We start from the raw sequence: 24,055 nt of genomic DNA on the forward strand, positions 1-24,055 counted from the left end.
ACGACTTGGAGCAGTGTCGTGCGTCCTTCGAGACGCCACGCTGCGCATGGCTCCTCAGGATGAGGAGAGTTTTTATGCCAAAACAGATTTCCTCATCCTGAGGAGGCCCGAAGGGCCGTCTCGAAGGACGCACGACCTCGCTGCCAGCTCGGGTCAGACCGCCTCGGTCACCACGCGCAGGCGCAGCACGCCGTGGGTGGTGACGCCGTCGGGATCGTCGAGCACGGCGCAGTAGGTGACGCGCCCGTTCACCCAGGTGCTGTCGCCGCCCAGGGTCAGCGGCTGGTGGTGCAGGGCGGCGGCGAGGGCGGCCAGGATCTGCTTGGCCTGCGCCTTGCCGCGATAGCGCGACCAGACGTGAAGGGTCAGGCTGTGGACCTGGCCGGGGCGGCTCTTGCTGCCGTCGTCGACGCAACTCGCCTCGCCGATCACCACGTGGGGAAAGGCGCTGCCTTCGGGCCGGCGATCGTGGATGCGCCCGCCGCACAGGGCGAGCAGGTCGCCGTCGGCCATCAGCCGGGCAAAGAGCGCGCTTTGCAGCGCCAGGGCCGCGTCAGGCACCATGACGATGTCCGCTCATTGCGCCCCTCCGCTCCTGGCCAGGATGGTGACATAGGCGCGCCGCTCGTCCGGCAGCACACCTAAGATGTCGAACACCGCCCCGCGCCAGACCAGGCGCCAATCGGCGGTGATGTCGTCGCGCCGGCGCAGCGTTACCCGCCAGGTAACATGGCCCTCGCGCGCCTGGGCTTCGACCGGTTCGGTGCCGGCTGCCGCCTCGACCCGCGCCCAGACCGTGGGGTTGGCGTCGACCGGCAGCCAGGCCAGCGCCCCGCCGCCGGCCCCGTCGGCACCGATGGCCGGGCGTTCGAACCTCACCCGTTCGCGCAATTGCCCGATCACAGGCGCACCAGCCGGTAAGGCGCCCACAGCGCCTCCACCCCCAAGGGCAGCGGCCGCTGACCCAGGCCGCCGGCCTCACGGCTTTCGAACAGGTGCCCCAGCAGCAGGGCCATGCCGCGGCGGATCGGTTCGGGCACGTCGGTCCCGGCAGGGCCGTGGCCCGCCTCGTAATCGATGGCGATGCCATTGACCACCCGCCCCGGCACCGGGGCCGCCACGCCCGCCCGCAGCACCAGGCGGCCGGGCGTGCCGATCCGGTCGGCCAGCCAGGCCGCCGGCTCGACCGGGCTGGGGCTGTCGTCGGCATCATAGACCGTGACCGCGGTAACACTCGCCATCGGTGGCCGGGGCAGGTCGACGGACCGCCGGCCACAGGGCCAGCCATCCAGCCACAGGCGAAAGCCCTGGGTGACCAGGGCCCGCCCGGTATGGCGCTCGGCCAGCTCGCGCGCGGCCTTGATCAGGGCGGCGACCAGGGCATCCTCCTCGCCGCCGTCCAGCCGCAGGTGCAGCTTGGCCTCGTCCAGGCTCAACGGCTCCACCGCCGGGCCGCTGACCCGCTCCAGGCCGGCCATGGTCAAAGCCCCTGAACGCCGGCCCGGCCGCGCGGCGCCAGGCTGGCAACCGCATCGACACCGTGTTTCAAGTCACGCATGGTCATCGGTCATTTTCCATTTCGTCATCCCGGACTTGATCCGGGATCCATGTTGATCCAGGGCGGCGCTTCACCGCGGCGAACACGCCCGTCCCGGCGATGGATCCCGGATCAAGTCCGGGATGACGCCGATGGGGAGGGCGGAGGGTTTCTTTCGGGTTACGCGCTGAACTTCAAGAACTTGAGCGCTTCGAAATCGAGCACGTCGCCGCCGACGCGCTTGGTGGTGTAGAATTTCACCTGGGGCTTGGCAGTATAGGGGTCGCGCAGGGTGCGGATGCCTTGGCGATCGACGATGGCGTAACCTTCGCGGAAATTGCCGAAGGCGATGGCCAGTGCCCCGTTGGCGATGGCGGGCATGTCCTCCGCCTCGGTCACCGGATAGCCGAGCAGGCTGGCCGGGCTGCCGGCGGCCAGGCCCGGCTGCCACAGATACTGGCCCGAGGTCGCGTCTTTCAGCTTGCGCACTTCGGCCACCGTGCTGCGCGCCATCACCCAGGAAGCGCCGACCCGGTGGCCCGCCTTCAGGGCATAGGTCAGGCCGATCAGGGCATCGGCCGGGTTACTGGCGGCAAAGGCGCCGTTGGCGCCGCTGGCGACATGCTGCAACGTGCCCCAGGGGCGGGTGCCGTCCGCCGTCGCCGCGGTGGGATAGGTGGTGAAGCCGCGGGGGGCGCCCACGCCGCTGCCGGCGACGAAGGCCGCATTCTCGGCCCGGCCCATCTTCTCGGCGACCTTCTGGGCCAGATAGGCTTCGACATCGAAGCCGGCATCGTCGAGCAGCTTCTGCGACACCCGCGGCTCGGCATAGAGTTCGTGGACAGGAATGCGCCACATCCCGATCTGCGGCGTCGCCGTCTCGGGCCGGGCCTCCAACTCCGCCGCCCAGCCGGTCGCCGGCTCACCCAGGTCCAGCATGCCCTCGACCGCATCGGCGGTGATGGTCAGGGTCGAGGCGATGCGGCGGATCGGGCTGGTCTCATAGAGCCGTGTGACGATGCGCTCGGCCACCTCGGCCGCGACCAGATAGCCGCCGTCGGGATCGCTGGCGACACTCATGGCCTTGCGCTCCAGGCCCGGCAATTCGTGATCGATGCCCTTGCGCAGGAAGGTGGCGAAGGCCGTGGCATGAGCGGCCTGCGCGGCATTGCGGGCCTTGGTGCCCGGGCGGCGCCCGGCCGGGCCAGGGTGGTTTCGATCGCCTGCACCGTCTCGTTCAGGCGCCCGACCTCGGTATTGAGGCGCTCCACCTTGTCCTGGGTCAGCGGATCGAGCCGGCCCTTGGTCTCGATCTCGGCCAGGCGGCGGTCGTTTTCCAGGCGGAAGGCGGCCATGGCCTGGGCCAGTTCCTGGGTGGCGGCGTGCAGGGCGGCAAGGTCAGTCATGTGATGGTCCTTTCAGGGGCGAAGGGCCGCCGTGGCGCGGCGGAGGTTGGCGGCGATGGCGGCCGTGGCAGTGTCGAATCCCGGGGCGGCCTTCACCCAGGCGATGCGCGCGGCCTCGTTGGCCGGCAGGGTGACGAGGCTGATTTCATGGAGGTCCAGCACCTTGAGCAGGCGCACGCCCTGCCCGTCGACCCCGGTGGTGACGGCGCTGTAGCCGATCGACAGGCCGTCGAGCGCGCCCAGGCGCAGCAGCGACTGCGCCTCGCGCCCGCGCCGGGTGTCGAGCGCCAGGCGCCCCTCGACCCGCAGGCCCTGCCTGTCCTCGGCCACCAGGTCGAAGCGGCCGATCGGCTCGGCCATGTCGTGCTGCCACAGGAAGGGCGGCAGTTGCCCGCCGCTGCGCCAGCGCGCCAGGCTGGCGGCGAAGGCACCGGGCAGCACCCGGTCGCCCTGCACGTCGACGACATCGAACACGCTGGCGTAGCCGGCAAAGGAGCCGTCGGCCGCCAGGCGCTTCACCTGCCAGCTTAAAGGTGCGCTGACCTCGTAGGGTTTCATCCGGTTACACCTCCGTTGTTTTAATTCGTCATCCCGGCGAAGGCCGGGATCCATGGTGGGGACGCTCGCGGTCCAACCGGGCCTGCAGGCTCCCCGATCTCGATCTACATCGGCATGGATCCCGGCCTTCGCCGGGATGACGCAAGGGGGTCAGGGGGTTAGCGGACCGTAACCAAGGGCGGCGCGGCGTTCGTCGCGGGTGAGATCGGCGGCGGCGGCGACCTTGGCCCAGCGTTCGGCGCGGCGGGGTTCCAGGGCCGGGATTTCGTCGAGGTCGGGTTCGAGGCTGGCGAAGCCGAACTGCGGGCCGAACTGGCGGGCGAAGGCCTTGGCGAGGCCCTGGGCCAGCGGCACCACCGTATCCTCGTAGAGGGCGAGCCTGGCTTGCGCATAATTGGCATAGGTCTGGGCATCGGGCACGCCGACCAGTTGCGGCGGGACACCGAAGGCGAGCGCGATCTCGCGCGCCGCCGCGTTGCGCCCCTCGATCCAATCCATTTCGGCCGGCGTCAGGCTCAAGGGCTTCCAGTCCAGCCCGCCGTCGAGCAGCAGGGGCCGCCCGGCATTGCGCGCCCCTTCGAACTGCGCCGCGATTTCCGCCTTCAGCCGGTCGAACTGATCGTCGCCCAGGGCCGCCGGGCCTTCCTTGGGTTGATAGACCAGGGCGCCGGAGGGGCGGGCGGCATTGTCGAGCAGGGCCTTGTTCCAGGCACCGGCGGCATTGTGCTGGTCGATCGCCTGGGCCGCCGCCTCGAGCGAGGGCAGGCCGTGCCAATCGTCCAGCGGGTGAAAGGTCTTGAGATGCAGGATAGCCGAGCGGCCGGTCACCGGGTCGACCGGGATCTGCCGCGTCTCCTGGCCGTCGCGGTGCTCGTAGCCGGCGGGCACGCCGCCAGGCCCCGGCACCACGCGCACCCGGTCGGGCCGCAGCAGGTGAAGCTCGCGCGGCCGCCCCTGGCGCCCGGGGCCGATCGCCTCGACATAGGCGTTGCCGGCAATCAACAGGTGCGAGATCAGCGCTTCGCGGAAAGCGGTCCCCTCGTCGCGCGGGTTGGGCTTGGCCAGCAACTGGTGAAAGACCGGCACCTCCAGCTCGTTACCGGCGCCGTCGCGGGCAATCCAGGGGATCGCCGCGGCACTGCGCGCCACCAGCCCTACCGCCCGGTGCACCACCACGTTGCGGACATAGCCCTCGTCCGCCAGGGTCTCGTAACGGCGGGCGGTCCAGCGGGCACCGGCCGGCGCGGTCCAGGCGACCAGCGCGTGCTTAGGGCTTGGCGCCGGCGCGCGTACCAGGCGGCGCAGGCGTCCCATCAAGGTGGCCATGGCTTACAATCTCCTCAGGCGCGGCGCCGGCGGCACCGGGCCTAGCATCAGGTCGGTCAAGGCCCAGACCAGCGCATCGACCCGGTCGCTGGGGCCATCCGGCCCGTGGCTCGTGAAGCGGCACATCTGGTCTTCCAGCGTCTCCAGGCCGGGCACATGCACCACCCGCCCCTGCTCGTAGAGGGCGGCGATCGGCTCGGCCCGCACCGCCTTGCCGCGCGCCGCGCGCACGGCGCGGTAGGGCACCTCGGGCGCCAGGGTCCGCACCAGGCTTTCCACCAGGTCGCCGCCCTGGTTGACCTCGGCCACCAGCCGGTCGCCCTCGAAGCGGCGCAGGGCATCGATCGCGCGCCTTGCCCAGGCGGTGGGGGCCATGCGGCACGACAGGTCGGCCAGCACCACGGCCCGGCCGTCGATGCCGCGCCCGGCGACGATGATGCCAGTCTCCGCCCCCTCGCCTTCGCCGGCCGCGCCCACAGCCGGGTCGACGCCGACGACGACGCGGGCGAGTTCGCCAGCCCGCGCCACCCGCCCGGCCTCGATCAGGGCCCGCGTCCACAGGGCGCCGGGCACGTCGTCGACCAGCTCTGCATGCAGCTCCTGCCGCCCGAGCCGGGTGCCCTGGTAGCGGCGCACCACCTCGGCCAGGAAGGTCGGCGCCAGGTGCGCCCAATTGTCGAAGGTGGAACCGCGGGTGACGTGCACCTTGGGATCGGCCAGCAGGCCCCTGATCAGGCGGCTGGGCCGGGGCGTGGTGGTCGCCAGCCAGCGCGGGTGCGCGCCCAGGCGCAGGCCCAGCAGCATCTGCTCCCAGGCGTCCTCGTGGCGCCACTTGCACAATTCGTCGGCCCAGGCCAGGTCGTGCTGCGGCCCGCGCAGTTGCCCCGGCCGCTCGGCCGAGAAGGCGGTGGCGACGGCACCGTTGGGCCAGGTCAGCAGGCGCTTCGACGGTTCCCACAGCGGCCGCATCCAGGGTGGCGAAATCGCCAGCAGGCCGGATTCGCCCTCGATCATCACCTGGCGGGCGTCGGCCGCGGTCGCCCCCACCAGGGCGATGCGCCGCGCCCGGCCGGCCTCGACCGCAGCCCGCACCCATTCGGCGCCGGCCCGGGTCTTGCCGAAACCCCGCCCGGCCAGGACCAGCCAGCCGGTCCACTCGTCACCGGGCGGCGATTGCTGATTGGGCCGCGACCAGAACGACCAGTCGTGGAACAGGCAGCGCGCTTCAGCCGGGCTCAACCCGTGCAGGAAGGCCGCCCGATCCGCCGGCGAGGCCGAGGCGAGCCAGCCGGCCTTCGAGCCGTCGCCGGATGCCGTCGGGATCGCCGTCGTCATCGCCTGGCCTATCCTGCTTGTGGTCCAACCCGAAGGCTTGGCGCTCCAGGCGAATCAGCCGCTCGGCCGTGGTGCCCAGCGCGCTGACCAGGCCGGCGACGGTTTCCGCCTTGGCCCCCAGGGGGCCGCCCTCATCCGCCGGCAGGGTCAAATGGTCGCGCAGCGATTGCTGGACCGCGCCCAGCGTCTCGCGCAGTTCGGCCAGCAGGTGGCGATGCTCCCGCGCCACGTCGGCGCCACCGCCCGGCGATTCGGCCGGCCGGCGCGGTTCGCGATCGCTCATCGCCATGCCTTTGCGGGAACGTGTCTAGAATGTACCCATAATGTGCACAATGCGCACAGATGTCAAGCAGCTTTTTGCCCGCGCGCCCGCGCGGCCAAGGCGTCGATCGCCGCAATCACCAGGTCCGGGCTTTCCATCGGGATGAAATGGCTGCTGCCCGCCACCTTCTCGACCGTCGCCGCCGGCTGGAGCTTGCGGAAGGTACGGGCGCCCTCGTCGCGCAGGGTCGAGTGGTGCTCGGCATAGAGCACCGAGACCGGGCAGCGCAGGCGCGGCATGCGCCGCCAGAACATCAGGCTGATGGTCGAGAAGGTCTTGGCCTCCCAGGCGGGCGCGCAGGTCAACGCCACCGCGCCGTCGGCCGTGGGCCTTGTGCCGCCGTCGATATAGGCTTCCAGGAAGCCGGCCCCCCAGGTCTTGAAGGCGCCGCGGCCGCGATAGCCAGCCACCAGCATCTCCCGGCTGGGCCATACCGCCCGGCGCTTGGCCGCCTGCTCGGCAATGGGAAAGCGGCGGTTGAGGCCGGTCGCCCGAGCAACCGCCATGGCCGGCACCGCCGCCCGGGGCAGCACCGCCGGATCGATCATCAGCAGGCCGGCGGCGAGCGTCGGATGGACGGCGGCGAGTTCGCCGCTGACCGCCCCGCCCATGGAATGACCGACCAGGATTGCCGGCTGCCCCCATTGTTCCAGAATGGGTACAAGGTCATGGACGTAACGCTCCCACGAGCGCAGGCGCGACGGTTCGGCCGGCACCGTGGTCAGGCCATGGCCGCGCAGGTCGACCGCCCGCACGGTATAGCGCGCGGCCAGGCGTTCCAGCAGCGGCGCATAGGTCTGCGCATTCATGCCGGTGGCGTGGGCCAGGTGGATCAGCGGCGCCTGGCCCAGGGGCGGGCCGCCGGCCAGGCAGGAGAAAACGCCCTTGCTGGCAGGGATTTCGATCCGGGAAAGCTTTGACGACACGACATATCCTTCAGGCTGGCCCCGCATCCTGGCGCAAGCCATGCACGCCCGTCCATCGACAGCATGTGCTGCATTGCGATATGATTCGGCCATACTGACGCCACAAAATCCTGTTTCGGTGCCTCCCATGGTTCGACGCTTGACTGATGATCCGCCCCTGATGCGCGGCGATGCCGCTGCCGCGCGCCACCCTGGCGCGCTGGGCGGGGTCGAGCCTCTCACCCCGCGCCCGCCGCGCCGCCGCCGCGGCCCCGACTGGGGCCTGCTGATCATCACCATCGCCTTCCTGGGCGGCGCCGGCGGCCTGTTCTATTTCGGCTATATGCGCCACGACACCGGCCTGCTGGGCGAGGGCGAGAGCCGCACCATCGCCGCCCGCCCCGACACGGTGATTCCCGACGGTGGCCCAGCACCCGCCGCCACCGCCGGGGGCGGCACGGCCCCCGCCCCGGCCGCCGGCGGCGGCTACGACATGTCGGTGCCGGCCCAGGGCGGCGACGTTTCGACACGGCCCGGCGCCCGCACCGCGCCGGAACCGGGCGGCGGCTCCAAGCCGCGGCCCACGTCCACGGCGCCGGGCGTGCTGATCGCACCGCCGGGCGTGAAGCCCGTGAAGTGAGGGCCTGGGCCTTTCCCAGATTGACGGCTTGCGTATCGCTGCGCCCTGTGGCAGTTTCCGCGCCCTGACAGGCGGCGCTGCCGTAGCTCAGTGGTAGAGCACTCCCTTGGTAAGGGAGAGGTCGACAGTTCAATCCTGTCCGGCAGCACCAGTCAGTAGCGCAAGCCACGCGCATTCACATCACATCACCCGATCGTCATCAGGCTGGCATTGCCGCCGGCCGCGGCGGTGTTGGTGCTGATGGCGCGCTCCGACAATAGCCATTCCAGCGGATAGTCTTCGCTACCCGCGGCCAGGGCGTCGGCCGCCACGCCGAACACCGGCACGATGGCGCCGGGCCGCGCCGCCATCTCCTGGTTCAAGGCCTGGAGATCGTCGCTGTCGCCCTCGAACAGCACCACGTCGAAGCTGGCCGTGGTGCGATCCTCGACCACGACGACGGCACCCGACAAGGCCGCCGGCAGGCCGGCAAGCTCGGCGGTGACGACCGCCTTGTTGCCTGTCGCCAGTGCCGCGCCGATCTGCGCCGCCAGGCCGAATGCCGTCTGCGCCACGCACAGCACGGCGCCGCGCGGCGCCAGGGAATAGACATTGCGCTCGCCCACCGGCCCCGGCAGTTCCAGCGCCACACCGCTGCAAGTGCGCGCGAGATAGGCATCGAAGCGCGCTGCCGCCTGTGCCTTGCCGCCGGCGGCGGCGAGCCAGGCCCGCCAGGCCAGGGCGGCCGCGCCCGGCGGCACCGTTCCCAGGGCCGGGCCATTGTCCCGGCATTGCGCCAGCAGGCGGCGCAGATAGAGCGGGCCGCCAGCCTTGGGGCCGGTTCCCGACAGGCCGTGGCCGCCGAAGGGCTGCACGCCCACCACCGCCCCGATCAGGTTGCGGTTGATATAGAGATTGCCGGCCGCCAGCCGGTCCTTCAGATGCGCGATGGTCTCGTCGATGCGGGTATGCACGGCCGCGGTCAGGGCGTAACCGGTCGCGTTGATCCGGTCGACCAGGGCGTCCAGGTCGTCGCGCCGGTAGCGCAGCACGTGCAGGACCGGGCCGAACACTTCGCGTTCCAGGAGGTCCAGGCCGGCGATCTCGATCAGGGTCGGCGCCACGAAGATGCCCGCCCTGGTCGACGCCGGCAGGGGCAATTCCTCGACCACGCAACCCTTCTCGCGCATGGCGGCGACGTGGGCCAGCAGGTTGCGCTGGGCATCCAGGCTGATCACCGGCCCCACGTCGGTCGACAGCCGGTCGGGATTGCCGACCGACAATTCCGCCACGGCGCCTTTCAGCATGTCCAGCACCCGGTCGGCGACATCCTCCTGCAGGCACAAGACCCGCAGGGCCGAGCAGCGCTGCCCTGCGGAATCGAAGGCCGACAGCAGCACGTCGGCCACCACCTGCTCGGCCAGGGCGGACGAGTCCACGATCAGGGCATTCTGCCCGCCGGTCTCGGCGATCAGCGGAATCGGCCGGCCGTCACGATTGAGCCGGCCCGCCAGCACCTTCTGGATGATCCGCGCCACCGCGGTCGAGCCGGTGAACATGACCCCGGCGACACGCGCATCGGCGACCAGGCGGGCGCCGACCTCGCCGGCCCCGGTGAGAAGCTGGAGCGCCCCGGCCGGCACGCCGGCCTCGCGCAGGATCGCCACCGCCTGGGCTGCCACCAGCGGTGTCTCCTCCGCCGGCTTGGCCAGCACAGTGTTACCAGCAGCCAGCGCCGCCGCCACCTGGCCAGTGAAGATTGCCACCGGGAAATTCCACGGGCTGATGCATACCACCGGGCCCAGCGGGCGATGGCTGTCGTTGGAGAATTTCGTGCGCGCCTCGACGGCATAGTAACGCAGGAAGTCGACCGCCTCGCGCACCTCGGCGACAGCGTTGGCCAGGGATTTCCCGGCCTCGCGCACGATCAGGCCCATGAGGCCGGTCATCCGCGCTTCCATCAGGTCGGCCGCGCGCAGCAGGATGGCCGCCCGCTCGGCCGGCGGGGTCGACTGCCACACCGGGGCGGCCGCCACGGCATGGGCCACCGCCTCGTCGACCACCTCCGGGCCGGCATCGATCACGGTGCCGACGATGTCGCGCAGGTCGGCCGGGTTGGCGACCGCACGCCCCTCGCCCGCCGCCACCCGGTCGGCCAGCATCGGGGCGGCCTGCCATTTGCCCTCGCGTCCCGAGAGCAAGGCGGCCGACAGCGAGGCCAGGCGCTGCTCGTTGGTCAGGTCGATGCCTTCGGCATTGGGCCGGGCGTCGCCGAACAGGTCGCGCGGGGCGGCGATCCTGGGATGCGGCGCGCCCAGCGGGACAATCGCCTGGGCCAGTTCCACCGGATCGGCGATCAGGTCGTCGATCGAGACATCGGCGTCGCCGATGCGGTTCACGAACGAGGTATTGGCGCCGTTTTCCAGCAGGCGGCGCACCAGATAGGCGAGCAAGGTCTCGTGGGTGCCGACCGGCGCATAGATGCGACACGGCCGGTTCAGCCTGTCCCGGCCCACCACCTCTTCGTACAAGGGCTCGCCCATGCCGTGCAGGCACTGGAACTCGTACTGGCCGGCGTAATAATTCTCGCCCGCCATGGCATGGACCGTCGCCAGCGTATGGGCATTGTGGGTGGCGAATTGCGGGAACACGGCCTCGGGCGCTGCCAGCAGCTTGGCCGCGCAGGCAAGGTAGGAGACATCGGTGTAGAGCTTGCGGGTATAGACCGGGAAGCCTTCCAGGCCGTCGACCTGGGCGCGCTTGATCTCGCTGTCCCAATAGGCGCCCTTGACCAGGCGGATCATCAGGCGATGGTCGCTGCGCCTGCCTAAATCGATCACATAGTCGATGACGAAGGGCGCCCGTTTCTGATAGGCCTGGATGACGAAACCGATACCGTTCCAGCCGGCCAGGGCCGGGTCGAAGCACAGGGCCTCGAGCAGGTCGAGCGACAGTTCGAGGCGGTCGGCCTCCTCGGCATCGAGGTTCAGGCCGATGTCATAGTGCCGGGCCAGGGCCGCCAGGGCTTTCAGGCGCGGCAGCAGTTCGGCCATCACCCGTTCGCGCTGGGCCCGGGAATAGCGCGGGTGCAGGGCCGACAGCTTGATCGAGATGCCGGGCCCCTCGTAGATGCCGCGCCGGTCCGCCGCCTTGCCGATGGCGTGGATCGCCTGCTCGTAGGAGTCGTAGTAACGCTGGGCGTCCGCCGCGGTGGTGGCCGCCTCGCCCAGCATGTCGTAGGAATAGCGGAAGCCCGCGGCCTCGTTGGCCCGGCTGTTGGCCAGGGCCTCGGAAATGGTCTGGCCGGTGACGAACTGCTCGCCCATCATGCGCATGGCGATGTCGACACCCTTGCGGATCACCGGCTCGCCGCCCTTGGCGATCAGCCGGCGCAGGGCCGAGGACAGGCCGGCCTCGCTGGTGGTGGTGGTCAGCTTGCCCGAGACCACCAGGCCCCAGGTCGCGGCATTGACGAACAGCGACGGGCTGTGGCCCAGGTGCGCCTCCCAGTCCCCGCCGCTGATCTTGTCGCGGATCAGGGCATCGCGGGTGGCCCGGTCGGGAATGCGCAGCAGGGCCTCGGCCAGGCACATCAGCGCGACGCCCTCCTGGGTCGAGAGCGAATACTCATGAACCAGGCCATCGACCACGCCGCGCCGCCGCTTGGCCCGCAAGGCTTCGACCAGCGTGCGCGCCAGATCGCGCGCCTGGGCCTTCACCGGGGCCGGCAAGGTCGCCTCGCCGATCAGTAGCGGCAGGCACTCGGGCTCGGGCCGGCGATAAGCCGCCGTGATCTTGGCCCGCAGCACGGATTGGGGTTGCACCGACTGGGCGAAATCGAGAAAGGCGCCGGCCTCTTCCGGTGCCCCCTCCTCGATTTCCAGGGAGCCGCCGCGATCCAGCCGATCGAGCGCCGTCAGGATCGACTGCTTGATCAGCCAGTGGGGTGTCCGCCCGACCTTGTCCGCCGCCTCCTTCAGGCGCGCCCGCAGGTCGTCGTCGATCTTAACCCCGATCGTGGTCATGGCCATGGCAGCGCCCCTTCCAGAATGGGCGCAGGTTGCTCCTATTTTCCAAAAGGTGCAACCCAGGAAAATGCCAGTCGCAACCCACCTTAATCGAGACGCTGGGATTTCCATAAAACTCGTCATGGCCGGGCGAAGTCCCGGCCATCCACGTCGCCAAGCTGCCAAGTCCGTCAACGGCCTTGGCTCGTCCCGACGTGGATGCCCGGCACAAAGGCTGGGCATGACGATTTAAAAATGGTGCGTATTAAGAACCAGCGCTGAGCGGGCCTCGGTAACCTGCCTGTTGGTGAGCAGGTGGTCCGACATGGATTTATTCTAACCGATAATGGGAAATATCGAAGCCCTGTGATCTTCTCAGGAAGGGATCAAGGCGGGGGCCGTTTGATGGAAATCCTGGTCGCGCTGAAATACACCTCCGCGGTGGTGCTGGGCCTCTTGCCGATCATCAACCCGCTCAGCACCGTGCCGATCTTCCTGGCGCTGACATCGAACATGCCGGCCGACATGCGCCAGCAGCAGGCGCGCAAGGCCTGCATCTATGCCTTCGCGATCCTCATCGCCTTCCTCTATGCCAGCAACGCCATCATCGCCCTGTTCGGCATCTCGCTGGCCGGCATCCGTGTCGCCGGCGGGCTGATCATCCTGGTGTTGAGCTTCCGCATGCTGTTCTCGGGCGAGGACGATGCCTCGCGCGTCGCCGACGATGTCGAGGAGGTGCGCCGGGCTCATGTCGACATCTCGTTCACGCCCCTGGCCATGCCGGCGATCAGCGGCCCGGGCTCGATCGCCGTGATCATCAGCTATGCCTCCCAGATCCCCGACGACCAGCAGGTCGCCGGCTACCTGGTGATCACCCTGGCCACCTTGATCACCGTGGCCATCACCTATGTCGTGCTCTACTTCTCCAGCCGCATCGCCCGCTTCCTGGGCGAGCAGGGCATCCATGCCCTGACCAAGATCATGGGCTTCCTGATCGCCTGCATCGCGATCCAGTTCATCGCCTCAGGCATCAAGGAATTCGCGACGACGTGAGGCCTTACGGCTTGCGCCGCGTGCCCGCCGGCTTGAGCACGATGGTCGCCAGGAAGTTCAGCAGGTAGCGCTCGAGCTGCGGCCGCACGATGTCGGGGGCCGCGGGCACGGTCGGCAGCACGAAATATTCCATGCGGATGAAGGTGAGGCCGGCCATGAACAGACGCGCCGTCTCCCGGGGGTCCGGCGCCTTGATCAGGCTCTTGGCCGCGAAACCGCGGAAATAGGCTTCCATGGCGCCTACCTCGTCCTGGAACCAGGACTTGGCGAAGAGGCCGCGTTCGTTCTCCAGGCGCTGGCGCTCGGCAAACAGCAGATGCTGGAATTTCTGCTCCTGCGGATCGGCCCACTGTTCGAGCACATCGGCGGCATGGGTCCGGCAGAAGGCTTCGGGATCGTCGGCCAGCGCCTTGTAGCGGGCGCTGGTGAGGCGCTGGGCCGAGCGGGCCGGCCCGTTGAGGTTGACGAGCGCGGTGAGGATCGCCTCCTTGCCCTCGAAATGATTGTAAAGGCTGCTCTCGCGCAGGCCGATGGCCCGGGTCAGGGCACGGACGGACGTCGCGGCATAGCCCTGCGTCGCGAACATGTCCAGTGCAACCTCAAGGATCGCATCCCGGGTGCTGAGGTCGGCGGTCTTGGGGGAAGCGGCGCGGCGCCCCGCGCGTGGATGCCCAGTCATGGTCTCTCCAGTCGACGGCGCAGGCTAGCAGTTCGACCCTTCAATTGCACCAGGACCAAAAGCCCGTGGACACATGAACGATCGTTCGTTATTGTGCGGCCGACAGTACCTGGGAGGATCGGATGAGCAGGATATTCGGCGCGGTGCGCCAGAACGGCTATGTGGTGCGGGATATCCGCGGTGCCATGGATCACTGGGTGAATGTGATGGGCATCGGTCCCTGGTTCTATGTCGACCGGGTCCAGACCGACTTCTTCCGTCACCGGGGCGTGGCCTCCGACCTGCACATGAGCGTGGCGCTCGCCAATACCGGCGACCTCCAGATCGAACTGATCCAGCAGCGCAACGAGGCACCTTCCATGTACCGCGAATTCCTCGATGCCGGTCGCGAAGGCCTTCAGCACATGGCCTATTGGAGCACGGACTACCAGGGCCTCTACGACAAGGCGCTGTCGCTCGGCTACCGGGTGGGGCAGGAAGGGCAGATCGGCGGCGAGCAGGGCCGCTTCGCCTATTTCGATGCCGAAGGCCATCCCGGCACGGTGATCGAGATCTCCGACATCAGCGGCGCCAAGGGCTTCTTCTTCGAGCATGTCCGCCAGGCCGCGATCGGCTGGGATGGCACCGATCCCATCCGCGAGCTGGGCCGCTGACGTTCCACCGAGAGGCCCTACCCATGCGCACCGTCGTCTCCAGCCCTACCGGCCCCCTCCTCCAAGACTTCCCCGAGCCGTCGCCCGGATCGGATGATGTGCTGGTGCGGGTCAGGGCGGGTGCGCTGAACCGCGCCGACCTGTTGATGCTGACCGGTGGCGCCCACGGCCCCTTCGGCGGGGTTGGCATGCCACTGGGTCTGGAATGGGCGGGCGAGGTCGTCGAGATCGGCGCGGCGGTCAAGAAATGGCGCGTGGGCGACCGGGTCATGGGCGCCGGCTTCGGCGCCTTCTCCGACTATGTGATCAGCGACTGGCAGCGCATCTATGCCATGCCGGTGGGCCTGTCCTTCGAACAGGCCGCCACCTTGCCGGTCGCCCTCCAGACCATGCACGACGCGCTGGTGACCAATGGCCTGCTGCAGCCCGGCCAGTCGGTCCTGATCCAGGGGGCGAGTTCGGGCGTGGGCCTCATGGGCCTGCAGATGGCCAAGTTCCTGGGGCCGGGCTGGTCGTCGGGACCTCCACCTCGGCGGAGCGGCGCGTGCGCCTGGCAGATTTCGGCGCCGACGTGGCCATCGACTCCAGCGCCCCCGACTGGGTGGAACAGGTCTACAAGGCCACGGGTGGCGAAGGCGTGGACCTGCTCATCGACCTCGTCGCCGGCCCCGTGATGATCGGCAACCTCGAGGCAACGAAGATCGGCGGCCGCATGGTCAACGTCGGCCGCCTGGGCGGCAGCCGCGGCGAGTTTGATTCCGACATCCATTCCCTGCGCCGCATCACCTTCGTCGGTGTGACCTTCCGCACGCGCACGACGCAGGAGGTGGCACAGGTCGTGGAACGGGCGACGCTCGCTCTCGGCCCGGCCTTGAACCAAGGCCTGCTGCGCCAGCCGGTCGACATGGTGTTCCCCCGCGACCAGGTGGCGGAAGCGTTCGAGCGCATGGCCCGAAACCAGCACTTCGGCAAGATCGTCCTGTCGCTGGGCGAGGCGCGGGGAACCCCATGAGCATCCGCATCCATCATCTCAACTGCGGCACCATGTGCCCGCTGTGCGAACGGCTGATCAACGGCCAGGGCAGTTGGCGCAAACCCGGCAGGCTGATCTGTCATTGTCTGCTGATCGAGACGCCACAAGCCCTGGTGATGGTGGATACCGGCATCGGCCAGCACGACATCCGCGAACCCGCGCGCCGGCTGGGCGCCGGGTTTCTGCCGCTGTTGCGGCCGCAACTCCGCCTGGCGGAAACCGCGCACGCGCAGATCACGTCCCTGGGCTATGACCCCCGCGATGTCCGCCACATCATCCCGACCCATCTAGACATGGATCACGCGGGGGGCTTGAGCGATTTTCCCGACGCGCAGGTGCATGTGTTCAAGCCCGAGATGCGGGCCGTCCTGCACCCGCGCCGGCTAGACCTGGTGCGTTTCCGCCAGCCGCAATTCGAGCACAAGCCGCACTGGGTCGTCCATGATACCATGACCGAGCGCTGGTTCGACTTCGACGCCATCCGGCCGATTCAGGAAATGGCGGCCGATATCCTGATCGTTCCGCTGATCGGCCACACCGAAGGTCATGTCGGCGTGGCCGTGAAACAGGGCGAGCGCTGGCTGCTTCACTGCGGCGATGCCTACTATCACCACAGCCAGGTGACGGCGACGCCGCAAGCGCCGCTCGGCCTCAAGATCTTCGAGGCGGCCGTGCAGACGCTGCGCCAGCCGCGTCTGCAAAACCAGGCCCGGCTGCGCCGACTGGCGGCCGATCACGGCGACGAGGTGGAACTTTTCTGTGCCCACGATCCAGTGGAATTGGACCGCTACACGAACGCCACCTAGGCCGTCGTCCCGGCGAAAATCGGAACGACGGCAGGGACCGTTTGGCTTATCCCCTAGGCGGCAATGCCAAGCTGCCGCAGGATCGCCCGGGGATCGGTGTAGGGGCGTTCGCTGACGATCTTGTCGGAGCCGGGCTTGAACTCGAAGGTGGCGGCCATGCGCACCTTGATCCGCTTGCCGGTGGGCGGGAGATCGCCGAACGGGGTTTTCAACGGATTGAGGTGGGTGCCGACCAGGTAGAATTCGACCATGGCGATGTCGCCATCGCCGACCACGACGTGAATCACTTCATTGCCCAGGTCTGGAAATGCCGCGCGAGAGCCGCTGAAATAAGCCATCACCTGCTCGCGCCCGTCGAACACGCTGGTGGCGCCGTCCGTGCCCGGAAACGGCACCTGGAACTCGTAGCGGGGACGCTCGAAGGTAGCCAGCACGGCCTCCCAGTCGGCCTCGTTCTCGAGTTGCATATGGGCGCGGATGGTGCGTTCGCGCGCCGCCTTCAGGTCTTCCATCTTTGCTTTCCTCCGAATTATGATTTCGACAGCAAGGTAACGAACGATCGTTCGTTCCGCAAGTCGAATGATCATATTCCCTGTTCGGGCCTACCCCTTCCACCACGGATAGAACGGCGGCATCTGCGAGGCCTTGCCGGCAAATTGCGCGTCGCGCTTCTCGAGGAAGGCCGCCACCCCCTCCTTGCCGTCGGCGATCGAGGTGTAGAACATGGCCAAGCTGTCCACCCGGTGGGCTTCGATCGGGTGGGGCTGCGCGCTGTTGCGGTAGAGCATCTGGCGCGTCAGGGCGACTGCCACGGGCGAGCGGTTGTGGGTGAACTTGCGCGCCAGGGCATAGGCCTCCTCCAGCAGGTGCTCGGGGCAAGGACCGATTTTACCAGGCCGCCGCGCCGGGCCTCGTCGGCATCGAAAATATCGGCGCTGTAGGTCCATTCCAGGGCCTGCTGCAGGCCCACCACGCGGGGCAGGAACCAGCTCGAACAGGCTTCCATGACCACGCCCAAGCGCCCGAAGACGAAGCCGATGCGCGCCTTCTCCGATGCCAGGCGGAAATCCATGGCCAGGGTCATGGTGGCACCGATGCCGACCGCCGCGCCATTGATGGCGGCGATCACCGGTTTCTTGCAGTCATAGATCGCCAGGGTCACCCGGCCGCCGGTGTCCCGCACGCCTTCGATCATCACCGGATCGTCCAGGCGGTCCTGCATGTCCTGGACGGTCGGCTCCTGGGCCTCGTCCAGGCCGAAGACATTGCCGCCGGTACCAAGATCCATGCCGGCACAGAAGGCCCGCCCCGCCCCGGTGACGACGATGGCGCGAACGGCATCGTCGTCGCTCGCCCGGTTGAAGGCATGAACCAGCTCGTTGGCCATCTCGACCGTGAAGGCGTTCAGCTTGTCGGGCCGGTTCAAGGTCAGGGTCAGGATGCCGTCATCCACGGCATAAATGAGGGTCGCGTAGGTCAAGGCGCCGTCTCTCCCGTTCGAATCGGGGCGAGAATAGCGCTTCAGGCGGTGCAACGGTCCATGAACCGACGCATATGCTCCTGATATTTGGCCCGCTCGAAATGCATCAGATGGTTGCCGGGGAACCAGTACATCTCGCTGCCCGGCCAATGATCGCGCAGCAGGGCGACCTGGCGCGGCGTGGTCAGGCGGTCGCCCGACGCGCTCATGATCAGGCGCCGGCCGGCGGGCAGCGCGGGGGCATAGGTCAGCGGCGAATGCACCGCCGTCGCCTGGCGCAGGTCGGGCAGGTCGAGGCCGGTCAGGCGCAGAAACTGGCCAAACAGCAGCCGGGTGCTGGGCCAGTCCATCGCCGCGTCGACGACGGAGACCACCGGGCACATGGGAATGGCGAAGGACAGGCGCGGCTCCACCGCCGCCATGATCGCCGACATATAGCCGCCCAGGCTGTAGCCGGCGATGCCGACATGCGGCGCGCCGCGTTTCAGCAGGTAATCGACGAAGATGCGCAGGTCGAGCACGGCCTGCAGCATCGCCTCGTTGATATGGCCCATGCCCCGGCTGAAATAGCCAAAGCCGCTGAACGGCTCGAACCAGGCCTTGCGATAGCCGTGGAACGGCAGGGTAACCAGCAGGATGTCGTAGCCGGCCTGGTAGAGCTTGCGCAGCCCGAACATGCGGGCATTGAACCAATAGGGATCGGCGATGAAGCCATGGACGAAGATCAGCGTCTTGCGGGCGCCGCCGCGGTGCGACCAGTACTGGGCATAGGCCCGCCCGCCCCCGCCCATACGGGCGTAGGGGCCGCGAATGGCCTTGTCGACCGGCTCATAGGGACTGTCGAAGGACAGCAGGCTGGTGCGGATGCTGAACGGCTGGAAGCCGAAGAACACGGTCGAGGTTTCGATCACCGGCACCTGGGCCGGCGGCGCCTGGAAGCTGGCGGCGGCGGCGCCGTTGGCGGCCAAGGTGGCGTAGATGTCCAGCCTGGCGATCTCGCGGGCGAAATTCTGCCCCGGCATCATCATGTTGGCGGCCAGCAGGCTGCCCACGGTCGCGCCCAGGCCGGTGCAGGTCAGCATGTCCAGGCCGGCCGAGATCGCCGTCGTCAACGGGTAACGACGGTCGATCTCGGTGCCGACCGGGCGGCGATGATAGTCCTTGGGCACCCGCTCCCACCAGGGAGCGGGCGGCTCGGCAAGCGCTGCTTTACGGACCCCCATCAATCGCGGCGGTACAGGGTGACGACGCAGGCGCCGCCCAGGCCCAGATTGTGCTGGAGGGCGATGCGGGCACCGGCGACCTGGCGCTGATCCGCCGTGCCGCGCAACTGCCAGACCAGCTCGGTGCACTGGGCCAGGCCGGTGGCACCCAGGGGGTGGCCCTTGGACAGCAGGCCGCCGGAAGGATTCACCACGAATTTGCCGCCGTAGGTATTGTCGCCGTCCCAGATGAACTTCTCGGCCTGGCCGTCGCCGCACAGGCCGAGACCCTCATAGGTCAGCAGTTCATTGGCCGTGAAGCAATCGTGCAATTCCACCACATCGACGTCATCGGGCCCGATTCCGGTCTTCTCATAGACCTGCCTGGCCGCGCTGGCGGTCATGTCGAAGCCGATCATCTTGATCATGCTCTTCTCCTCGATCGAGGAGGGATAGTCGGTGGTCATGGCCTGGCCGGCGATATAGACCGCATCGGTGATGCCATGCCTGGCCGCGAAGTCGTCCGAGCACAGCACCGCCGCCCCCGCCCCGCAGGTGGGCGGGCAGCACTGGAAGCGGGTCAGGGGGTCGAACACCTCCTCCGACGCCATGATCTCGTCCAGGCTCAGCACCTGATTGAACAGGGCGTAGGGGTTGCGCGAGGCGTGCAGGCGCGCCTTCTCGGCGATCTTGCCGAAGGTCTCGCGCTTGGTGCCGTGCTTCCAGCGGTATTCGCGGCCGGCGCCGCCGAACATCTGGGCGGCCCCCGGCGCCCGGCTCAGGCCCTGGACCTCGACCATCATCTCGGCCTGGGGCTGCATCGGGCTTTCGCGGTCGTTGAAGGCCGCGGCCAGGGCGCCGCGCGCCATCTTCTCGAAGCCCAGCGCCAGGGCGCATTCGACCATGCCGCTCTCCACCGCCTGGCGGGCGAGGTAGAGCGCGCTCGACCCCGTGGAGCAGTTGGAGTTGACGTTGAACACCGGGATGCCGGTCATGCCCAGCGTATAGGCCGCGCGCTGGCCGCAGGTGCTGTCGCCGTAGACATAGCCGGCATAGACCTGCTCGATCTCGTCGTAGCTGATGCCGGCATCGGCCAGGGCGAGACGCCCCGCATCCCGCGCCATGATGTGATATTCGTCCGAGGCGCCCGGCTTGGCGAACTTGGTCATGCCGACCCCGATGACGTTTACGCGACGGCCCATGGCTATCTCCTTCCGGTGGTTCAGTTCAGGCGGGTCAGGGCATCGAGCCGGTGGGCAACGCGGATATCCCCGTCGACCTTCAGCTTGCCCTTCTGGAACAGGTCCCTGGCGGCGACGGCGCCTTGCGCGAGCGCCAGCAGGTCCTCGTCGTCGATGCCGATGGTGGCGGCGGGCGCATCGGCCCGGCCCTCGCTGACCGTGCCCTTCCCGGGGTCGATCACCCAGGCGGCGTCGGGGGCATGCACATTGAACTGCAACACCCCGCCCACCTCGGCGCCGGCCTTCAGCCGCGCCGCGATGGCGGCAAAGACGGGACCCGTGCGCGGCTGCACCGGCGCCGCTTCCGCCTCAGCCGGCGCCGCCGCGGCGGGCGCCGTGCCGGCAGCCCCCGCCTCGATCCGGACATCCTTGAGGAAGCCCAGCTTCTGCGAGGCCATGATATTGCCGGTGATCTTCAGCTTGCCGCCGAAGTACAGCTTCTGCGCATCCGCCTTGCCCGAGCACAGGTCGATGAAATCGCTTTCGGCGACCGCGATGGTGCAGTCCGGCTTCTCGGCCACGCCCGGCTTGCAGGAACCAGCACCGTTCTTCAGGTCCAGCACCCAATTGCTGTTGGGCCCGGTGATGTTCCACTGGTAGACCGTGCCCACCTTGGCCGCGAGGCCCGGCGTCTTCTCGACATAGGCGCCGATCGCCGCGAAGACATCGGCGGTCGACGGCCCGGCGACCGGTGCCGCGGCAACCGCCGACGGTGCCGCCGTCTTGGCCTTCGCCTTGGGGATCTCGCTATAGAGTTCGACGGCGGCGTTGCTCAAGACCACCTTGTCGCGCTCCTTCACCTTCATGCGGAAGACGATGCGGTTGTCGCTTTCCTTCCACATCTCGGTGACCAGGGTCTCGCCCGGGAAGACGCTGTCGGCGAAGCGCACCTTGATGTTCTTGAAGCGGCGCGGGTCGTTGCCGCAGAACGCCTTCACCACATGGCGCCCGGCGTAACCAAAGAAGCACAACCCGTGCAGGATCGGCTTGTCGAAGCCGAAGGCGCGGGCGAAGGCCGGATCGGCGTGCAGCGGGTTCCAGTCGCCCGAGAGGCGGTAGAGCAGGGTCTGGTTCTCGTCGGTCTTCTCCTCGATCACCGCGTCGGGCGCGCGATCGGGCGGCACGTTCACCTCGACCGAGGGGCCGCGATCGCCGCCCCAGCCGCCGGCCCCGCGCACCACCGCCGTCATCTCGTTATAGGCGAGCAGATCGCCCGCCTCGTCGAAAGTCTCGGTCGCATAGGTGATCAGGGCATTCTTGCCCTTATCGAAGACATCCTTCACCCGGGTCTTGTGGCTCAGCTTGGCCCTGGGCGGCATCGGCCGGACAATTTCGGTGAACTGTTCGCCATGCAGGATGCGGTCGAAGCCGAAGTTGCAGCCGGGGAACTTGTGGCCCTGTTGCGCCAATTTGAGGAACGCGTTGGACGAGGGCATCACGCCATAGGTGGGCAGGACGTGGAACCCGTCGTTGTTCAGCTCGTAGACCAGGCCCAGCTCGCTCTCCTCGGCCGGATTGCGGGCGGCGCCGATGCCCAGGGCATAGAGCGAGACGTCGCGCTCGTCATAGCTCGAGGTCATCTCGATGGGGGCGGCACTGGTCGCCTCATCGGCATCGATGAATTCGTTGCCGCCTTTGCCGGGCTTGCCCATCTCGGCCATGATCGGGCCGAAGCTCTCGTTCACATTGGCCGGGTGGTTGGCCTCGGCAAAATCAGTGATCTTCTCCCACTTCGCGGCGACATCCTCGGGGCTAAAGCTGCGGCCGCGGAAATTGTGGCCCAGGGTGCGTTCCCAGCGCAGCTTGCCCATGAAGCCAGCACCCACCTCGAACAGGCCGCCGGTCTCGCTGCAATCCTCGTGGGCCAGCCAGGCGACCAGGGGGCTGACGAATTCGGGCTTCAGGGCCGCGACCACGTCGGCCGGCATTACCGTCTCGGTCAGGCGCGAGCCGGCGATGGGCGCGATCGTGTTCACATTGACGTTCTTGGCCCGGCCCTCGTGGGACAGGGTATTGCCCAGGCCCAGCAGGGCCAGCTTCATCGCGCTGTAGTTGGCCTGGCCGAAGTTGCCGTAAATCCCAGCGCTGGACGTGGTCATGATGATGCGGCCGTAACCCGCCGCGCGCATGTGCGGCCAGGCGGCGTGGCTGACCTTGTAGCTGCCGCGCAGGTGTACGCGGTAGATCAGGTCCCAGTCCTCGTCGGTCATCTTGGCGAAGCTCGCGTCGCGCAGGATGCCGGCATTGTTGATCAGCACGTCGATGCGGCCGAAATGATCCAGCGCCGTCTGTACGATCTTGTCGCCATCCTCGACCGAGTCGTAATTCGCGACCGCCTCGCCGCCTGCGCTACGGATCTCGTCGACCACCTTGTCCGCCGCGGCCGACGACTTGCCGCCGCCATGGGCGCCTCCCCCTAAGTCGTTGACCACCACCTTGGCGCCGCGGGCACCAAACAGCAGGGCATGAGAACGGCCCAGGCCGTTGCCGGCCCCGGTGATGACGACAACCCGGCCGTCGTAACGCAAGTCATTGCTCATGGTGTCTCTCTCCTTGCAGCCCCTCCCCCTCTCGTCATCCCGGCCTTGAGCCGGGATCTTGGGCAGGATGGGGCGTGGTTGCGTAACCTCGATGAGATCCCGGCTCAAGGCCGGGATGACGAACTCCTAGAGTGTCCGGCCGATGATCATCTTCATGATCTCGTTGGTGCCGGCGAAGATCTTCTGCACGCGCGTGTCGGTCCACATGCGGGCAATGGGATATTCCATCATGTAACCATAGCCGCCATGGAGCTGCAGGCACTCGTCGACGACCTTGGAGTTCTGCTCGGTACACCACCACTTGACCATGGCCGAGGTGATGGGATCGAGCGTGCCGTCCAGTTGCCGCACCATCACATTGTCGATGAAGATGCGCGCCGCCACCGCCGCGGTCTTGCATTCGGCCAGCTTGAACTGGGTGTTCTGGAAATGGATGATCGGCTTGCCGAAGGCCTTGCGCTCCTTCGTGTACTTGACCGTCTCCTTGACCGCCATTTCCATGCACACGACCGCGCCCAGGGCGCAGGAGACGCGCTCCCAGCCCAGTTGCTGCATCAATTGCATGAAGCCCTGGCCCTCGGCCCCGCCCAGGACGTTTTGCGCCGGCACGCGGACATCGTCGAAGAACAGTTCCGACGTGTCCTGGTCGGCCATGCCGATCTTTTCCAGGTTGCGGCCGCGGCGAAAGCCCGGCGCGTCGTTGACCTCGACCACGATCAGCGAAATGCCGTGGGCCGCCGCTTCCCTATCGGTCTTGGCCACGACGATGACCAGATCGGCATTCTGGCCGTTGGTGATGAAGGTCTTTTGCCCCGAGATCAGGTAGTCGTCGCCCTCGCGCCTGGCGATCGTGCGCACCGCCTGCAGGTCCGACCCCGTGCCCGGCTCGGTCATCGCCACGGCGCAGATCATCTCGCCCGACGCCATCTTCGGGAGCCAGCGCTGCTTCTGTTCCTCGGTACCATAGGCCAGGATGTAGTGGGCGCAGATCGCCGAATGCACGCCGTTGCCGGCGCCAAAACCGCTGCCCACGCCGGTGCGGGCCGCTTCCTCGGCGATCACCGCCTCATAGGCCAACGTCCCGCCGGCACCGCCGTACTCCTCGGGGATGGAGGCGCACAGGATGCCGGCCTCGCCCGCCTTCAACCAGGCTTCGCGGTCGACCCGGTGCTGCTTCCGCCATTTCTCGACATGGGGGACCATTTCGCGCTCGAAGAAACGCCGCACCTGGTCGCGGAAGATCGCCAGATCCTCGTTCATCCAGGGCGAGACATAGCCCTCCATCAAGACGCTGCCATCCATGACCATCTCCCGCCTATTTATTTAAACTTACTAGTCGGTATATCATATTAT

The 24,055-nt window shown here is 68.1% G+C and carries 23 protein-coding genes, 1 tRNA gene and 2 pseudogenes; 7 read left to right on the top strand and 19 right to left on the bottom strand.

Features of this window, described 5'->3' with window-relative positions; genetic code table 11:
* Positions 1–153 precede the first annotated feature (153 nt).
* From D3874_RS01705 to D3874_RS01750, 10 genes and pseudogenes are all read right to left on the bottom strand, one after another.
* Positions 154–564 carry a DUF3168 domain-containing protein gene (locus D3874_RS01705; protein ID WP_119775779.1) on the bottom strand — a complete coding sequence of 137 codons (411 nt, stop codon included), beginning with the start codon at positions 562–564 and terminating at the stop codon, positions 154–156.
* A 12-nt stretch (positions 565–576) separates the two neighbouring features.
* Positions 577–930 carry a phage head closure protein gene (locus D3874_RS01710; protein ID WP_119775781.1) on the bottom strand — a complete coding sequence of 118 codons (354 nt, stop codon included), beginning with the start codon at positions 928–930 and terminating at the stop codon, positions 577–579.
* Positions 900–1,478, bottom strand: a complete 579-nt coding sequence (locus tag D3874_RS01715; RefSeq protein ID WP_119775783.1) for a head-tail connector protein — start codon at positions 1,476–1,478, stop codon at positions 900–902. Before D3874_RS01715 ends, D3874_RS01710 begins: the two co-directional genes overlap by 31 nt.
* A 239-nt stretch (positions 1,479–1,717) precedes the next feature.
* Positions 1,718–2,677: pseudogene (locus D3874_RS01720) on the bottom strand (phage major capsid protein); the annotation flags it as partial.
* Positions 2,614–2,943: a hypothetical protein gene (locus D3874_RS29860; protein WP_119775785.1), complete on the bottom strand. Its 330-nt coding sequence runs from the start codon at positions 2,941–2,943 to the stop codon at positions 2,614–2,616. The gene D3874_RS29860 and the pseudogene D3874_RS01720, both read right to left, overlap by 64 nt.
* Before the next feature lie 12 nt (positions 2,944–2,955).
* Positions 2,956–3,501: an HK97 family phage prohead protease gene (locus tag D3874_RS01730; RefSeq protein ID WP_158595774.1), complete on the bottom strand. Its 546-nt coding sequence runs from the start codon at positions 3,499–3,501 to the stop codon at positions 2,956–2,958.
* Positions 3,502–3,651: 150 nt separating this feature from the next.
* Positions 3,652–4,827 carry a phage portal protein gene (locus D3874_RS01735; RefSeq protein WP_119775789.1) on the bottom strand — a complete coding sequence of 392 codons (1,176 nt, stop codon included), beginning with the start codon at positions 4,825–4,827 and terminating at the stop codon, positions 3,652–3,654.
* Between the two features lie 3 nt (positions 4,828–4,830).
* Entirely contained in the window at positions 4,831–6,162 is a 1,332-nt protein-coding gene (locus tag D3874_RS01740) for a DNA-packaging protein (protein WP_119775791.1), read from the bottom strand.
* Complete coding sequence (locus tag D3874_RS01745; protein ID WP_147385482.1) at positions 6,053–6,445, bottom strand: hypothetical protein; 393 nt, start codon at positions 6,443–6,445, stop codon at positions 6,053–6,055. Before D3874_RS01745 ends, D3874_RS01740 begins: the two co-directional genes overlap by 110 nt.
* 62 nt (positions 6,446–6,507) lie before the next feature.
* Positions 6,508–7,410, bottom strand: coding sequence for an alpha/beta fold hydrolase (locus D3874_RS01750; RefSeq protein WP_158595775.1), 903 nt, complete (start codon positions 7,408–7,410; stop codon positions 6,508–6,510).
* Positions 7,411–7,549: 139 nt separating this feature from the next.
* Between D3874_RS01750 and D3874_RS28295 the strand changes: the two genes are divergently transcribed.
* Both D3874_RS28295 and D3874_RS01760 read left to right on the top strand, forming a co-directional pair.
* A complete protein-coding gene (locus D3874_RS28295; RefSeq protein ID WP_158595776.1) occupies positions 7,550–8,029 on the top strand; it encodes a hypothetical protein in 480 nt (159 codons plus the stop codon).
* Between the two features lie 76 nt (positions 8,030–8,105).
* Positions 8,106–8,180 (top strand) — tRNA-Thr (locus D3874_RS01760).
* 34 nt (positions 8,181–8,214) lie between these two features.
* Here the strand turns inward: D3874_RS01760 and putA are convergent.
* Positions 8,215–12,039 carry a trifunctional transcriptional regulator/proline dehydrogenase/L-glutamate gamma-semialdehyde dehydrogenase gene (gene putA / locus D3874_RS01765; RefSeq protein WP_119775799.1) on the bottom strand — a complete coding sequence of 1,275 codons (3,825 nt, stop codon included), beginning with the start codon at positions 12,037–12,039 and terminating at the stop codon, positions 8,215–8,217.
* A 381-nt stretch (positions 12,040–12,420) separates the two neighbouring features.
* Here putA and D3874_RS01770 point away from each other — a divergent pair, with 381 nt between their 5' ends.
* Complete coding sequence (locus D3874_RS01770) at positions 12,421–13,068, top strand: MarC family NAAT transporter (RefSeq protein ID WP_119775801.1); 648 nt, start codon at positions 12,421–12,423, stop codon at positions 13,066–13,068.
* Positions 13,069–13,072: 4 nt separating this feature from the next.
* Here D3874_RS01770 and D3874_RS01775 read toward each other — a convergent pair whose 3' ends face one another.
* Complete coding sequence (locus D3874_RS01775; RefSeq protein WP_119775804.1) at positions 13,073–13,747, bottom strand: TetR/AcrR family transcriptional regulator; 675 nt, start codon at positions 13,745–13,747, stop codon at positions 13,073–13,075.
* 122 nt (positions 13,748–13,869) lie between these two features.
* Between D3874_RS01775 and D3874_RS01780 the strand changes: the two genes are divergently transcribed.
* The 4 genes and pseudogenes from D3874_RS01780 (at position 13,870) to D3874_RS01790 (ending at position 16,239) form a co-directional block, all read left to right on the top strand.
* Entirely contained in the window at positions 13,870–14,400 is a 531-nt protein-coding gene (locus D3874_RS01780; protein ID WP_119775807.1) for a VOC family protein, read from the top strand.
* A 23-nt stretch (positions 14,401–14,423) separates the two neighbouring features.
* Positions 14,424–14,726 (top strand): annotated as a pseudogene (locus tag D3874_RS31035) (alcohol dehydrogenase catalytic domain-containing protein); the annotation flags it as partial.
* Positions 14,648–15,412, top strand: a complete 765-nt coding sequence (locus tag D3874_RS29870; protein ID WP_233559787.1) for a zinc-binding dehydrogenase — start codon at positions 14,648–14,650, stop codon at positions 15,410–15,412. The pseudogene D3874_RS31035 and the gene D3874_RS29870, both read left to right, overlap by 79 nt.
* On the top strand, positions 15,409–16,239 hold the full coding sequence (locus tag D3874_RS01790; RefSeq protein ID WP_199698879.1) for an MBL fold metallo-hydrolase: 831 nt from the start codon (positions 15,409–15,411) through the stop codon (positions 16,237–16,239). The genes D3874_RS29870 and D3874_RS01790 overlap by 4 nt, the downstream gene beginning before the upstream one ends.
* Positions 16,240–16,292: 53 nt before the next feature.
* Here the strand turns inward: D3874_RS01790 and D3874_RS01795 are convergent, their stop codons facing one another.
* The 7 genes from D3874_RS01795 to D3874_RS01820 all read right to left on the bottom strand — a co-directional run bounded on the left by D3874_RS01795 (position 16,293) and on the right by D3874_RS01820 (position 24,004).
* Positions 16,293–16,751, bottom strand: a complete 459-nt coding sequence (locus D3874_RS01795) for an ester cyclase (protein WP_119775810.1) — start codon at positions 16,749–16,751, stop codon at positions 16,293–16,295.
* A gap of 90 nt (positions 16,752–16,841) precedes the next feature.
* On the bottom strand, positions 16,842–17,051 hold the full coding sequence (locus D3874_RS29015) for a Clp protease/crotonase-like domain-containing protein (protein ID WP_199698880.1): 210 nt from the start codon (positions 17,049–17,051) through the stop codon (positions 16,842–16,844).
* Entirely contained in the window at positions 17,036–17,719 is a 684-nt protein-coding gene (locus D3874_RS01800) for an enoyl-CoA hydratase-related protein (protein ID WP_199698881.1), read from the bottom strand. Before D3874_RS01800 ends, D3874_RS29015 begins: the two co-directional genes overlap by 16 nt.
* A 41-nt stretch (positions 17,720–17,760) precedes the next feature.
* A complete protein-coding gene (locus D3874_RS01805) occupies positions 17,761–18,942 on the bottom strand; it encodes an alpha/beta hydrolase family protein (RefSeq protein ID WP_147385483.1) in 1,182 nt (393 codons plus the stop codon).
* Positions 18,942–20,123, bottom strand: coding sequence for a lipid-transfer protein (locus D3874_RS01810; RefSeq protein ID WP_119775815.1), 1,182 nt, complete (start codon positions 20,121–20,123; stop codon positions 18,942–18,944). The genes D3874_RS01805 and D3874_RS01810 overlap by 1 nt, the downstream gene beginning before the upstream one ends.
* Positions 20,124–20,143: 20 nt before the next feature.
* Complete coding sequence (locus D3874_RS01815) at positions 20,144–22,702, bottom strand: peroxisomal multifunctional enzyme type 2 (RefSeq protein WP_119775818.1); 2,559 nt, start codon at positions 22,700–22,702, stop codon at positions 20,144–20,146.
* A 126-nt stretch (positions 22,703–22,828) separates the two neighbouring features.
* Positions 22,829–24,004: an acyl-CoA dehydrogenase family protein gene (locus D3874_RS01820; protein WP_233559788.1), complete on the bottom strand. Its 1,176-nt coding sequence runs from the start codon at positions 24,002–24,004 to the stop codon at positions 22,829–22,831.
* Positions 24,005–24,055 lie beyond the last annotated feature (51 nt).

The organism is Oleomonas cavernae (genome assembly GCF_003590945.1).
GTDB lineage: Bacteria > Pseudomonadota > Alphaproteobacteria > Zavarziniales > Zavarziniaceae > Zavarzinia > Zavarzinia cavernae.